Source organism: Nocardia crassostreae, assembly GCF_001613405.1.
GTDB classification, from domain to species: Bacteria; Actinomycetota; Actinomycetes; order Mycobacteriales; family Mycobacteriaceae; genus Nocardia; species Nocardia crassostreae.
Map to the genome: position 1 here is coordinate 48,970 of NZ_BDCH01000003.1, position 12,206 is coordinate 61,175.

14 protein-coding genes are annotated in these 12,206 nt (G+C 65.9%); 8 read left to right on the forward strand and 6 right to left on the reverse strand.

The window, feature by feature from the left end; all coding sequences use genetic code 11:
- Nucleotides 1-154: 154 nt before the first annotated feature.
- The 4 genes from hsaA to hsaB are packed head-to-tail and all read left to right on the forward strand — an operon-like array spanning nt 155 to nt 3,713.
- The gene (hsaA, locus tag NC4_RS01460) at nt 155-1,324 is read left to right on the forward strand and encodes a 3-hydroxy-9,10-secoandrosta-1,3,5(10)-triene-9,17-dione monooxygenase oxygenase subunit (protein WP_067531380.1); all 1,170 of its coding nucleotides are present in this window, start codon (nt 155-157) and stop codon (nt 1,322-1,324) included.
- Nucleotides 1,325-1,327: 3 nt separating this feature from the next.
- Nucleotides 1,328-2,206, forward strand: a complete 879-nt coding sequence (gene hsaD, locus NC4_RS01465) for a 4,5:9,10-diseco-3-hydroxy-5,9,17-trioxoandrosta-1(10),2-diene-4-oate hydrolase (RefSeq protein ID WP_067531382.1) — start codon at nt 1,328-1,330, stop codon at nt 2,204-2,206.
- Between the two features lie 2 nt (nt 2,207-2,208).
- Nucleotides 2,209-3,108 (forward strand): iron-dependent extradiol dioxygenase HsaC, encoded by a 900-nt coding sequence (gene hsaC / locus NC4_RS01470; protein ID WP_067531384.1) that lies wholly within the window; start codon nt 2,209-2,211, stop codon nt 3,106-3,108.
- Nucleotides 3,109-3,134: 26 nt separating this feature from the next.
- On the forward strand, nt 3,135-3,713 hold the full coding sequence (hsaB, locus tag NC4_RS01475) for a 3-hydroxy-9,10-secoandrosta-1,3,5(10)-triene-9,17-dione monooxygenase reductase subunit (protein ID WP_067531656.1): 579 nt from the start codon (nt 3,135-3,137) through the stop codon (nt 3,711-3,713).
- A gap of 105 nt (nt 3,714-3,818) precedes the next feature.
- Here hsaB and NC4_RS01480 read toward each other — a convergent pair whose 3' ends face one another.
- Both NC4_RS01480 and NC4_RS39870 read right to left on the reverse strand, forming a co-directional pair.
- Complete coding sequence (locus tag NC4_RS01480; RefSeq protein ID WP_067531658.1) at nt 3,819-4,058, reverse strand: glutaredoxin family protein; 240 nt, start codon at nt 4,056-4,058, stop codon at nt 3,819-3,821.
- Between the two features lie 71 nt (nt 4,059-4,129).
- Nucleotides 4,130-4,282, reverse strand: coding sequence for a hypothetical protein (locus NC4_RS39870; RefSeq protein ID WP_218020879.1), 153 nt, complete (start codon nt 4,280-4,282; stop codon nt 4,130-4,132).
- 130 nt (nt 4,283-4,412) lie between these two features.
- On the opposite strand from NC4_RS39870, the gene NC4_RS38610 reads away from it, so the two are divergent.
- Both NC4_RS38610 and NC4_RS01490 read left to right on the forward strand, forming a co-directional pair.
- Complete coding sequence (locus NC4_RS38610) at nt 4,413-4,712, forward strand: DUF433 domain-containing protein (RefSeq protein ID WP_084528348.1); 300 nt, start codon at nt 4,413-4,415, stop codon at nt 4,710-4,712.
- Nucleotides 4,642-5,109 carry a hypothetical protein gene (locus NC4_RS01490; protein ID WP_067531388.1) on the forward strand — a complete coding sequence of 156 codons (468 nt, stop codon included), beginning with the start codon at nt 4,642-4,644 and terminating at the stop codon, nt 5,107-5,109. The genes NC4_RS38610 and NC4_RS01490 overlap by 71 nt, the downstream gene beginning before the upstream one ends.
- Before the next feature lie 215 nt (nt 5,110-5,324).
- Here NC4_RS01490 and dmpG read toward each other — a convergent pair whose 3' ends face one another.
- The 3 genes from dmpG to NC4_RS01505 are packed head-to-tail and all read right to left on the reverse strand — an operon-like array spanning nt 5,325 to nt 8,116.
- On the reverse strand, nt 5,325-6,377 hold the full coding sequence (gene dmpG / locus NC4_RS01495) for a 4-hydroxy-2-oxovalerate aldolase (RefSeq protein ID WP_067531390.1): 1,053 nt from the start codon (nt 6,375-6,377) through the stop codon (nt 5,325-5,327).
- 14 nt (nt 6,378-6,391) lie between these two features.
- Entirely contained in the window at nt 6,392-7,300 is a 909-nt protein-coding gene (locus NC4_RS01500) for an acetaldehyde dehydrogenase (acetylating) (protein WP_067531392.1), read from the reverse strand.
- Between the two features lie 30 nt (nt 7,301-7,330).
- On the reverse strand, nt 7,331-8,116 hold the full coding sequence (locus tag NC4_RS01505; RefSeq protein WP_067531394.1) for a 2-keto-4-pentenoate hydratase: 786 nt from the start codon (nt 8,114-8,116) through the stop codon (nt 7,331-7,333).
- 116 nt (nt 8,117-8,232) lie between these two features.
- Here NC4_RS01505 and kstD point away from each other — a divergent pair, with 116 nt between their 5' ends.
- Together kstD and chsH3 are read left to right on the forward strand one after the other, a co-directional pair.
- Complete coding sequence (gene kstD, locus NC4_RS01510) at nt 8,233-9,936, forward strand: 3-oxosteroid 1-dehydrogenase (protein WP_084528360.1); 1,704 nt, start codon at nt 8,233-8,235, stop codon at nt 9,934-9,936.
- A gap of 209 nt (nt 9,937-10,145) precedes the next feature.
- The gene (chsH3, locus tag NC4_RS01515) at nt 10,146-11,009 is read left to right on the forward strand and encodes an enoyl-CoA hydratase ChsH3 (protein WP_067531660.1); all 864 of its coding nucleotides are present in this window, start codon (nt 10,146-10,148) and stop codon (nt 11,007-11,009) included.
- A 99-nt stretch (nt 11,010-11,108) separates the two neighbouring features.
- Here chsH3 and NC4_RS01520 read toward each other — a convergent pair whose 3' ends face one another.
- Nucleotides 11,109-12,143, reverse strand: coding sequence for an AraC family transcriptional regulator (locus NC4_RS01520; protein ID WP_067531398.1), 1,035 nt, complete (start codon nt 12,141-12,143; stop codon nt 11,109-11,111).
- Between the last annotated feature and the right edge of the window lie 63 nt (nt 12,144-12,206).

Sequence of the window (12,206 nt, forward strand, 5' to 3'; positions counted from 1 at the left end):
AAGTTGGCCAGTAGAACGTCCAACTAACTGGCTGGGGCCGATTCGAGCCGCGTTTGAACGCCGTTCTCGACAGGAATAGGAACGTGTTCTACTCTCAGGGGCACATAGGAACCGCTTCCCGATACCTATTCACCAGGCAGGAGCAACTGGCGAGATGACGCAAGAAGTAGTTGAGCGGGTCGAGGCGCTGCTGCCCACGCTGCGCGAACGCGCGCAGCAGGCAGAGGATCTGCGCCAGATCCCCGAGGAGTCCATCAAGGATCTTCAGAGCGCCGGATTCTTCAAGTTGCTGCAGCCGCGCCAGTGGGGCGGCTACGCCGGGGACCCGGTCGTCTTCTACGACACCGTCCGCAAGATCGCCAGCGCCTGCGGCTCCACCGGCTGGGTGGCGGGCATCATCGGCGTGCACAACTGGCATCTGGCGCTGTTCGATCAGCGTGCGCAGGAAGAGGTCTGGGGCGAGAACACCGACGTCCGGATCTCCTCGTCGTATGCGCCCATGGGCGTGGGTCAGGTCACCGAGGACGGCACCGGCTACACCGTGAACGGTTCCTGGGCCTGGTCCTCGGGCTCCGGCCACGCGGACTGGGTGGTCGTGGGCGGACCGGTCATCAAGAACGGCAAACCGGTCGACTTCGGCAGCTTCCTCATTCCACGCAGCGAATACACGATCAACGACGTGTGGCACGTGGTCGGCCTGCGCGGCACCGGTTCCAACACGGTCGTGGTCGAGAACGTGTTCGTACCCAAGCACCGTTTCCTCAGCTTCCGAGCCATGAGCGAGCTGAAATCGCCTGGCCTCGAGCAGAATACCGACCCGGTATACAAGATGCCGTGGGGCACCATCCATCCCACCACCATCTCGGCGCCGATCGTAGGCATGGCCTATGGCGCGTACGAGGCGCACGTGGAGCATCAGGGCAAGCGCGTGCGCGCCGCCTACGCGGGCGAGCATGCCAAGGACGACCCGTTCGGCAAGGTGCGTATCGCCGAGGCCGCCAGCGATATCGACGCCGCCTGGCGGCAACTGTCGGGCAATGTGGCCGACGAGTACGCGCATCTGCTTGCGGGCGAGGAAATCCCGTTCGACCTGCGCGCTTGCGCGCGCCGCGATCAGGTGCGGGCCACGGGACGGGCCATTCAGTCCATCGACAAGCTCTTCGAAGCCTCGGGGGCGACCGCCCTCGCGAACGGCACTCCGCTGCAGCGCTTCTGGCGCGACGCGCACGCCGGGCGGGTGCACGCGGCCAATGACGCCGAGCGCGCCTACGTCATGTACGGAACGCACGCCTTCGGGCTGCCCGTCGGCGACACGATTGTGTAGCCGATGACCTCAGTGGGAGAAATCACCTTCGAATCCACCTCGCGCTACGCGCAGGTGCGACCGGATCTGAAGCTGCACTATCACGAGGCGGGCGTAGGCAACGGACCCACCATCGTGCTGCTGCACGGCGGCGGGCCGGGCGCGGCCTCGTGGTCGAACTTCTTGCGGAATATTCCGGTGCTGGCCAGGGACTTTCACGTGCTGGCCGTGGATCAGCCCGGCTTCGGGCTTTCGGACAAGCCGACCGAGCATCCGCAGTACTTCGTGCACAGCTCGTCGGCGCTGAAGGATCTGCTGGACACCCTCGGCATCACCGAACGCGTTCACCTGCTGGGTAATTCGCTCGGCGGCGGCACCGCGACGCGGTTCGCGCTGGACTACCCGGATCGCGCCCGGAAGCTGGTGCTCATGGGTCCGGGCGGGTTGTCCACCAACCTGTTCGCGCCGGATCCGACCGAGGGCGTGAAGCTGCTGGCGAAGTTCAACTACGAACCGACGCGCGAGAATCTGGAAGCCTTCCTGCGCATCATGGTCTTCGACCAGTCGCTCATCACCCCCGAGCTGATCGAGGAGCGCTTCGCGTCCGCGAGCCAGCCGGAGTCGCTCGCGGCCACCCGCGCCATGGGCAAGTCCTTCGCCGGACCCGATTTCGCCAAGGGCATGATCCGGCGCGACGCCTTCACACTGCGCCAGCCCGTGCTCATGATCTGGGGCCGCGAAGATCGCGTGAACCCGATCGACGGCGCCCTCGTAGCCTTGAAAATGGTGCCGCGCGTGCAGTTGCATGTATTCGGCGGCTGCGGACACTGGGCGCAGCTGGAGAAGTTCGACGAATTCAACCGTCTGGCAACCGACTTCCTGCTCGGCGTCAAGGAGAAGTAAGCATGGGGATCAAGGCACTGGGGTACATGCGCATCGAGGCCACCGATATGGCGGCCTGGCGCGAGTACGGCCTCAAGGTGCTCGGCATGATGGAGGGCGACGGACCCAATCAGGACGCGCTCTACCTGCGCATGGACGAGTTCGCCGCGCGCCTGGTGATCGTGCCCGGCGAGCAGGACCGGCTGCTGGTCTCCGGCTGGGAGGTCACCGACGCGCCTGCGCTGCAACGGCTTCGGGAGACGCTGTCCAAGGCGGGCGTGGCCTTCGCCGAGGGCACCAAGGAGGAGCTGGCCGAGCGTCGCGTCGAGGGCATGATCCGGTTCCAGGATCCCTCCGACAACACCCTCGAGGCGTTCTACGGTGCGCAGTACCTGGACCGCCGCTTCGTGAGCCCGTACGGTCACAAGTTCGTGACCGCCGAGCAGGGGCTCGGGCACGTGGTGCTCACCTGCACCGATGATGCCGCGGCCCAGGCCTTCTACCAGGATGTGCTGGGCTTCCGGCTGCGCGATTCCATGCGGCTGCCCCCGCAGCTGGTGGGCCGCCCGGCCGACGGCGATCCGGCGTGGCTGCGGTTCTACGGCTGCAACCCGCGCCATCACGCGCTGGCCTTCCTGCCGCTGCCCAACCCCACCGGCATCGTGCACCTCATGGTCGAGGTGGAGAACTCCGACGATGTCGGCCTCTGCCTGGATCGCGCGCTGCGCAAGAAGGTGAAGATGTCGGCCACCCTGGGCCGCCACATCAACGACAAGATGCTGTCGTTCTACATGAAGACGCCGGGCGGATTCGATATCGAGTTCGGTTGTGAGGGTATGGAAGTCGAGGAAGAGTCGTGGATCGCCCGGGAGTCCACCGCGGTGAGTCTGTGGGGCCACGACTTCTCGATCGGGTTCAAGTAGCGATGACGGAGACGGACGGGGTGAACATGACGACGACAGACGCGCAGCCGGTGATCGATCCGCGCGCCTTCCGGAATGTGCTGGGGCAGTTCTGCACCGGTATCACCGTCATCACCACGCTCGGGGAGGACGGCGCACCGATCGGCTTCGCCTGCCAGTCCTTCGCGGCCCTCTCCCTGGAACCCCCGCTCGTCTTGTTCTGCCCCACCAAGGAATCCCGTTCCTGGGCGGCCATCGAGCGCAACGGCAAGTTCTGCGTGAACATCCTCGCCGAGGAACAACAGCCCGTCTGCGCCCGCTTCGGTTCCCGCGAACCCGATAAGTTCGCCGGAATCGGCTGGCGCACTTCGGACCTGGAGCTTCCGCTCCTGGACGACGCCCTCGCCACGATCCAGTGCACCGTGGACCAGGTCGTCGACGGCGGCGATCACTACATTGTGATCGGCCGAGTGCAGGCCTTGTCGGAGTCCACCGACTCCGGCAGGCCGCTGCTCTTCTACCGGGGCCAGTACACCGCCATCGAACCGGAGAAGACCACCCCCGCGCCCTGGCGCGCGGACCTCGAGCACTTCCTCACCACGACCACGCTGGACACCTGGCTGTGAGGTAGTCCCTCTCATCGCTCGAATCGGCAACGGCCCCCGCGTAATCCGCGGGGGCCGTTGTCATCGGAGACCCGAATCCGGATGCACCGGCAACCCGACTGCCGCTCAGCGTCCGAGCGCCTCGGCGAGTTGCGCATTGGTCGGTTCCACCAGCACCGCCCCGCCCGGCACCACGATCACCGGAATATTCTTCCGCCCACCCGCCAGCTCGACCGCCCGCCCCCGCGCCACCTCGTCCACCTCCACATCGATCTCGGTGAACGCCAGCCCCTGCTCCTTCAGCCAGATCTTCGCGCGGCGGCAGTCCCCACACCAGTCCGCTCCGTACAGGATGATCTCGTCCATAACGTCCGACTGTATCGGTACGATGGTCGGCGACACCACGATCCATGCTGGTTGAAGGAACTGCGCGGTGCTCATCTTCGATAGTTCCGCTTGTCTTCGAGTAGTTCGAGATCGAACGCGCCATCAGCAACGGCGTCCTGAAGACGAGTCAGCGCAAGTGCGCGCCGCCTGATTTCCAGGACTTCGCGCAGCGCCGCTTTCACCGTGTCCGGCATCAGTGCCATTGCCGCCTCCCACCGTTTGGTGTCGACTTCTGAATCAAGGATGTCATGGGAGCTATCGAGCCTCTGAACCACAGAGAGCGGTCAAGTTACTCACAAGGAGCGGTTACGGTCTGGTCGTAGCGTGAGGGGCATGTCCGATCTGGCCCGCATCACCTACGACCCGGCCATCTGCAGAGGAATGCCGGTGGTCCGGGGTCTGCGCTATCCCGTCGGGCTGTTGCTCGACCTGCTCGCGGCGGGATTGCCCGCTGACGAGATCCTCGACGACCACCCTGCGTTGGAGTCCGCCGATCTGCTGGCGGCGCTGGAATTCGCCGCGAGTACTGAACTACTTTCGAACTCTCGGGTAGCCTGGACTCATGGCCACCCGGACCTTCCCGTTCTCCACATTGATCAACAAGCAGACGAGTGTGTTCCCGGCCCTCGATGACGCCGATGTGATCCTCGAGCGGCGGGATGCGGAAAATCTCGTGCTGATGCGCTCGGAGCGGTTCGAGGCGATGGTCAAGGGGCTCGGCCTGGCAGCGCGCTCACTGGCAATCGTCGCGAAAGCGAACCGCGCGCTCGCCGAGGAGGTCTTCGCCGAGGAATTGCCCTGGCTGACCTGGCTGCCCGATGAAGCACGGCCGCGGTGCATCAAAGATCTCTTGGACCATTTGCTCGCCGGGGCGGAAACAGGGCTGCTGCTGCCGTTCTCGCGCGCATTGCGGGAATGGCAGTCAACCGCCGAGATCTACTCCGATCCCGAGCTCACCCGACGGCTACGCGGGCCGTTCGACACGACCGATGCGGTCGACGTCGAACGCCCGGGTAGCGCCGATGGCTGACAAGCTGGGGAGAGGAGACGAAGTCAGACGACCGGCAGGCTGGATCGTTCGATTGGTCGACCGTCAGGCACGGACGTTGTGGATAACGCAAGCAGGCACAGGCCATCCCAGGCAAACAGACAAGCGTCGTCGGTGAATACCGAACAGGACCGGGCCGCGATCGCATCGATCGCGGCCCGGCTGTGCCACCCCCGTTGCTGGTTGTCCCTCCGAGCTCAGGCGGTGACGGTCTGCTGTTCCCGCTGGAGCTCCAGGGCGATATCGATCAGCTGGTCTTCCTGACCGCCGACCAGCTTGCGCTTGCCCGCGCGGACGAGCATTTCCGCGGCGGACACGCCGTAGCGTTCGGCCTGACGCTCCGCGTGGCGCAGGAACGACGAGTAGACGCCAGCGTAGCCCATCATGAGGGCCTGGCGGTCGAGCAGACATTCCGAGGGCATGGCCGGGCGGACAACGTCTTCGGCGGCGTCGGTGACGGCGAAGAAGTCGACGCCGGTCTTGATGCCGAGCTTGTCGCAGACGCCGATGAACGCCTCCACGGGCAGGTTGCCCGCGCCCGCGCCGAAGCGGCGGGCGGAGCCGTCGATCTGGGTGGCGCCCGCGCGCACCGCGTAGACGGAGTTGGCGACGGCCAAGCCGAGGTTCTCGTGGCCGTGGAAGCCGACCTGCGCGTCATCGCCGAGTTCGGCGACCAGCGCGGCCACGCGATCCGTAACCTGGTCCAGCACAAGGGCTCCGGCGGAGTCCACGACGTACACGCACTGGCAGCCCGCGTCGGCCATGATGCGGGCCTGCTTGGCCAGCAGCTCCGGGGTGGTGGAGTGCGCCATCATGAGGAAGCCGACGGTTTCCAGACCGAGCTCCCGGGCCAGCCCGAAGTGCTGGATGGAGACATCGGCCTCGGTGCAGTGCGTGGCAATGCGGACAATGCTCGCGCCATTGTCCTGGGAGATCTTGATGTCCTCCTTGACGCCGACGCCCGGCAGCATGAGCACGGCGATCTTGGCCCGGGTGGCGGTCTCCGCGGCGGCCTTGATCAGTTCCTGCTCAGGGGTTTTGGAGAAACCGTAGTTGAACGAGGAACCGCCGAGGCCGTCACCGTGGGTCACCTCGATGACCGGAACGCCCGAGGTGTCCAGGGCCGCGACGATATCGCGCACCTCGGTGACGGTGAACTGGTGGCGCTTGTGATGCGAGCCGTCACGCAGCGAGGTGTCGGTGACGCGCACATCGAGTTCGCCCGAGAAGGGCTTCAGAACGTTGCTCATGGGTCCGAATCTCCTTACACCCGAGCCGAGATGATCTGATCGGCCAGCACATCGCCCACCTTGGTGGCGGCGGCCGTCATGATGTCCAGATTGCCCGCGTAGAGCGGCAGGAAGTCGCCCGCGCCCTCGACCTCGACGAAGATCGAAACCTTGGCCATGCCACCAGAAATCACCGACGGCTCGTCGAACTGCGGCTCGTTGAGCAGCCGGTAGCCGGGCACGTACTCCTGAATGGACTTCTCCATCTCGTGGATGGACGCGGTAATGGCCTCGCGGTCGGCATCCTCGGGAATGGCGCAGAAGATGGTGTCGCGCATGATCATCGGCGGTTCGGCCGGATTCAGGATGATGATGGCCTTACCGCGCTGCGCGCCGCCGATGGTCTCCACGCCCTTGGAGGTGGTCTTGGTGAACTCGTCGATATTCGCGCGCGTTCCGGGACCGGCCGACACCGAGGACACCGACGCCACGATCTCGGCGTAGGCCACCGGGACGACCCGGGACACCGCGGCCACCATGGGAATGGTCGCCTGCCCACCGCAGGTGATCATGTTGACGTTCGGCGCATCCCGCAGCGAATCCAGATTGACCGGCGGAATCACGGCCGGGCCGACGGCGGCCGGGGTGAGGTCCACCGCGCGAATGCCCGCGGCCTCGTACTTGGGCGCATACGCCCGGTGCACGTACGCCGAGGTGGCCTCGAACAGCAGATCCGGCTTCTCCGGCAGCGCCAGCAGCCAATCCGCGCCCTCCGCCGAGGTCTCCAGGCCGAGGCCGCGGGCGCGCTTGAGCCCCTCGGAATCCGGATCGATGCCGATCATCCAGCGCGGCTCGATCTTCTCCGAGCGCAGCAGCTTGTACAGCAGATCGGTGCTGATATTGCCGGACCCGACGATCGCGGCGGTGACTCTGCTTGCAGTCACGGGTTACTCCCTTGTGCGGTGATGTCAGTGTCAGCTGAAGGACAGCCGGACGGAACCGAGTCCGGCGAACTCGGCGGTGAAGTCGTCGCCCGGGCGGGCGTCGATGGCGCGGGTGCAGGAACCGGGCAGCACGATGTCGCCCTTCTTCAGGCGCACCCCGAACGAGGCGACCTTGCGGGCCAGCCACGCCACGGCAATGGTCGGATCACCGAGCACCGCATCGCTGCGACCCTCGGCCACCACCTCGCCATTGCGGGTGAGGACGGCGTCGATCTTCTTGATATCCAGCTGATCCGGCGCGATGCGCTCCGGGCCGAGCACCCATCCGGCGGAGGAGGCATTGTCGGCGATGGTGTCGCAGAGCCCGATCTTCCAGTCCTTGATGCGGGTGTCGATCAGCTCGATGGCGGGCGCGTAGGCGACGGTGGCCTTCAGGACGTCCTCTTCGGTGCAGTCCTCGCCGGGCAGATCCGCGCCGAGCACGAATCCGACCTCGACCTCCACACGCGGGTAGAGGTACTGCGAGGTGTCCACGGGAACGTTCTCGAAGACTTCCATCTCGGCGAGCAGATGCCCGTAGTCCGGCTCGTCCACGCCCATCATCTGCTGCATGGCCTTGGACGACAGGCCCACCTTGTGGCCGATCACGACGGCGCCGCCCGCGATCCGGCGGCGCATGTTCACCAGCTGGATCTCATAGGCGTCGACCACGTCGATCTCGGGATGCCGGGCGACCAGCGGGTCCAGCGGCACCCGATCGCGCTCGGCCACGGCGAGCTCATCTGCCAGTTCACTCCGAAGCGCGTCGCTCAGCACGCTGTCTTCCTTCCACTAGAAACTGAAACGAGTTTTTGTGAAGAACATCGCGTCAGCGGTCCTATCTGCCAGACCAACATAGACCAAACCAGGATTGATTCTATAACGTGTTCTACATGACTGATCGGGATTACGACGTGGTGGTGGTCGGCAGCGGTGCCGCCGGTATGACCGCCGCCCTCACTGCCGCGCACCGCAGTCTGCGCACGGTGCTCATCGAAAAGGCCGCGCACTACGGCGGCTCGACCGCTCGCTCCGGTGGTGGCGTATGGATTCCGGGCAACAAGGCGCTGCGGGCCTCGGGCCGTCCCGACGACCGCGACGAGGCGCGCACCTACCTCTACAACATCATCGGCGATGTGGTGCCCAAGGAGAAGATCGATACCTATATCGACCGCGGCGCAGAGGCTTTCGACTTCGTCCTGGACAACACCCCGCTGAAGATGAAGTGGGTGCCGGGCTACTCCGACTACTACCCGGAGGCGCCGGGCGGCAAGTCGGAGGGCCGCAGCTGCGAGCCCAAGCCGTTCAATCTGAAGATCCTCGGCGAGGAGCGCCGCAATCTGGAACCGCCGTACAGCAAGGCGCCGCTGAACGTGGTGGTCATGCAGGCCGATTACAAGAAGCTGAACCTGCTGCGGCGGCATCCGATCGGGCTGGTGACCGTGCTGCGGGTCGGCACGCGCTGGGCCTGGGGCAAGGTCTCCGGTAAGGAACTGGTCGGCATGGGGCGGGCCATTATCGCCGGTATGCGCAAGGGCCTGCAGGACTCGAATGTGCCTGTGCTGCTGAATACTCCGCTGACCGGGCTGGTCATCGAGAACGGCGTGGTCACCGGCGTGGAGGCCGAGCAGAACGGCGAGACCGTCCGGTTCAACGCCAAGTACGGCGTCATCCTGGCCAGCGGCGGTTTCGAGCGCAATGCCGATATGCGGCACAAGTACCAGCGCGAGCCCATTTCCGCGGACTGGACCACCGGTGCGATGGCCAATACCGGCGACGGTATTCGCGCGGGCATCGACGCGGGCGCGGCCCTGGACTTCATGGAGGACGCCTGGTGGGGTCCGACCACGTTCCAGGGTCCGAACAAGACCTGGTTCTGCCTCGCCGAGCGCAATCTGCCGGGCAGCATCATGATCAATACGCAGGGGCGGCGATTCGGTAATGAGTCCGCTCCTTACGTCGAGGCTGTGCACACCATGTACGGCGGCGAATACGGGCAGGGTGAGGGTCCGGGCGAGAACGTGCCGTGCTGGCTGGTCTTCGATCAGCGCTACCGGAGTCGCTACATCTTCGCCGGGTTGCAGCCTGGCCAGCGGATTCCGTCCCGCTGGATGGAAAACGACCTGATCGTCATCGCCCCGACCCTGGCCGAGCTGGCCGAGAAGATCGGGGTGCCCGCGGATAACCTGGCCGCCACCGTGAACCGCTTCAACGGCTTCGCCGACACCGGCAAGGACGAGGACTACGGCCGCGGCGACAGCGCCTACGACCGGTACTACGGCGATCCGACCATCAAGCCCAACCCCTGCCTGAACAAGCTCGAGGTCGGCCCGTACTACGCGGTCAAGATGGTGCCGGGCGATCTCGGCACCAAGGGTGGCCTGGTCACCGACAATGACGGCCGCGTGCTGCGCGAGGACGGCTCGGTCATCGACGGCCTCTACGCCGCGGGCAATACCTCCGCCCCGGTCATGGGCCACACCTACGCCGGTCCCGGCGCCACCATCGGCCCGGCCATCACCTTCGGCTATCTGGCCGCCCTGGATATCGCCGCCAAGGCGAAGAACGGGCAGCCCGCCGCGCAGAAAGCCTCCTGAACCGTCCCAACCCGGTTCAGGAACGGGCCGGGTGCGAGTTCAGGTCACGTGGGACTCGCCCCGGCCCAACCAGCCAATCGAATATCGCGACCGCGCACCGGTCCCGGCGAGCGGACCGCGGCTTGCGGAGACGCGCGCGTGCGCCACACGATCGAACGAGTGGGTTCGCATCGTGGGTGCCGTCCACCGATCTCACCGAGGAGAACTTCATGCCCATCGACCTGAATATCGCGCTCGGCGCGGCACTTCCGTCGCGGGAGTTCAGCTGGACTCCCAGCGATGTGCAGACCTACAACCTGGCGCTGGGCGGCGGGGCGCGCTGGACCGATCCGGCCAAATTGCGCTATCTGGATGACCGGAATCCGCAGGTGCTGCCGTCCTTCGCGACCGTCGCGCCGTCCTTCCACGAGACCGAGCCGCCGCAGGTGAAGTTCCCCGGCATCGATATCGATCTGGCCAAGGTCGTGCACGGCAGCCAGGAGATCACGGTGCACCGCCCGATCCCGGCCTTCGGCAAGGCCACCACCACCGGCCGCATCACCGATATCTGGGACAAGGGCTCGGCCGCGGTGGTGTGGCGCGAGGACACCGTCGTGGGCTCCGACGGCGAACCCCTGTGGACCGCCCGCTCCTCCATCTTCGCCAAGGGCGAGGGCGGCTTCGGCGGCGAACGCGGCCCGTCCTCCAAGACCGAACTCCCCGACCGCGCAACGGATTTCGACGTCCTGACCCCGACCCTGCCGCAGCAGGCGCTGCTGTACCGCATGTGCGGCGACCGCAACCCCCTGCACTCGGATCCCGAATTCGCCCGTAATGCCGGATTCCCCAACCCGATCCTGCACGGCCTGTGCACCTACGGCCTGGTCCTCAAGACCGCCACCGACACCGCCCTGGATTCGGATGCCGCCCGCGTCACCGGTTTCCGGGCCCGCTTCGCCGGTGTCCTCTACCCGGGCGAGACCATCCGCAGCCGGATCTGGCGCGGCGACGGCGAACTCACCATCGCGGCCACGGTCGTGGAGCGCGAGGATGCACCGGTGCTCGCCGACGTCACCCTCAGCTATTCGGCCTGATTCAGGTCAAAACAGCAGGGTTGTGGCCGAATTTAGGTCATGACCCGGTTTGTTATGTCTGATTTGGGCCACTTTGCGGTCTACCCGGCCTGACTCGGGTTAGACCCTGATCGAAACCCGGCCACGATTCTCCCGCGCGAACTGGCCGGGAGACTGCCCCTTCCACGCGCGGAAGGCCGAGGTGAAGGCGGAGACGCTGGCATAGCCGAGGCGCACGGCGGCCTGTTCCACGGTCATTCCGGTAATGAGGAGTTCCTCGGCCAGCAGGCCGACCGTCTCGGTGGTGAGTTCGCGGAAGGTGGTGCCCTCGTCGGCGAGGCGGCGGCGCAGGGTGCGGACGCTGATATCGAGTTCGGCGGCAATGCGGGCCTGATCGGCGACGCCGCCGCGGCTGATGAGCAGCTGGCGGACGCGGCCGCTCACTCCCTGGCGGCGCTTGCGGCGCTGCATGAGGTCGGCGCACTGCTTCTCGTAGTAGCGGGCGGTGGCCGCATTCGCTTGTGGCAGTTGCAGATTCTGAATGCTGGCTGGGCCGGTGACCACCGATCGCGGTGCGTTGAAGACGACCTCCTCCACACCCAGCATGGCGCCGAACATCTCGTAGACCGGATGCGGCGGGAAGGCCACGGCCACCCTGGTCAGCGGCGGGCGCATGGGCATGACGTCCTGCTGAATGGTCCAGATGGCGGCCACATCCCGCTCCACCGCGAAACGGCGCAATTCGGGCGGGACGTGGCTGTCGTCGCGAATGATGGAGACTTCCTGCTCGTTCATGACCAGGGTGTGGCGCGCGACGGTGAAGGACAGATCGGCGTAGCGCAGCGCCATCTCGACGGCATCGCGCACGGTATTGCAGCTCATCAGGGCGAATCCGAGTACGCCCAGGCTGGGCGGATGGCACAGCAACCCGGCCATGAGGCCGACACCGGGTTCATCGCCCACACCGGCCACGACATTGCGCATCAGGGCCAATTCCTGGCCCAGGGTGATCTCGGCGGTGGAGTCCACCAGGTCGGATTCGCGAATGCCGGTGTCCCGCAGCACCACTGCCGTTTCCAGCCCCCGGCCGGTGGCGAAGTCGACCAGCAGCGCCGCGCTGGTTATGGAGCGCAGTTGTGCCTGCCCGTCGGTCACCTTGTCAATCGTCGCAAACTTTCGGCGTATACGGACCCGAAACGGCTGGCTAAGTTGCTGGCA

Excerpts from the sequence above, each read along its gene's own strand:
- kstD (WP_084528360.1), top strand. The coding sequence starts at position 8,233 with ATGACTGATCGGGATTACGACGTGGTGGTGGTCGGCAGCGGTGCCGCC.
- hsaD (WP_067531382.1), top strand. The coding sequence starts at position 1,328 with ATGACCTCAGTGGGAGAAATCACCTTCGAATCCACCTCGCGCTACGCG.
- hsaA (WP_067531380.1), top strand. The coding sequence starts at position 155 with ATGACGCAAGAAGTAGTTGAGCGGGTCGAGGCGCTGCTGCCCACGCTG.
- dmpG (WP_067531390.1), bottom strand. The coding sequence starts at position 6,377 with ATGAGCAACGTTCTGAAGCCCTTCTCGGGCGAACTCGATGTGCGCGTC.
- NC4_RS01480 (WP_067531658.1), bottom strand. The coding sequence starts at position 4,058 with ATGGACGAGATCATCCTGTACGGAGCGGACTGGTGTGGGGACTGCCGC.
- hsaB (WP_067531656.1), top strand. The coding sequence starts at position 3,135 with ATGACGACGACAGACGCGCAGCCGGTGATCGATCCGCGCGCCTTCCGG.
- NC4_RS01490 (WP_067531388.1), top strand. The coding sequence starts at position 4,642 with ATGGCCACCCGGACCTTCCCGTTCTCCACATTGATCAACAAGCAGACG.
- chsH3 (WP_067531660.1), top strand. The coding sequence starts at position 10,146 with ATGCCCATCGACCTGAATATCGCGCTCGGCGCGGCACTTCCGTCGCGG.
- NC4_RS38610 (WP_084528348.1), top strand. The coding sequence starts at position 4,413 with ATGTCCGATCTGGCCCGCATCACCTACGACCCGGCCATCTGCAGAGGA.
- NC4_RS39870 (WP_218020879.1), bottom strand. The coding sequence starts at position 4,282 with ATGGCACTGATGCCGGACACGGTGAAAGCGGCGCTGCGCGAAGTCCTG.
- hsaC (WP_067531384.1), top strand. The coding sequence starts at position 2,209 with ATGGGGATCAAGGCACTGGGGTACATGCGCATCGAGGCCACCGATATG.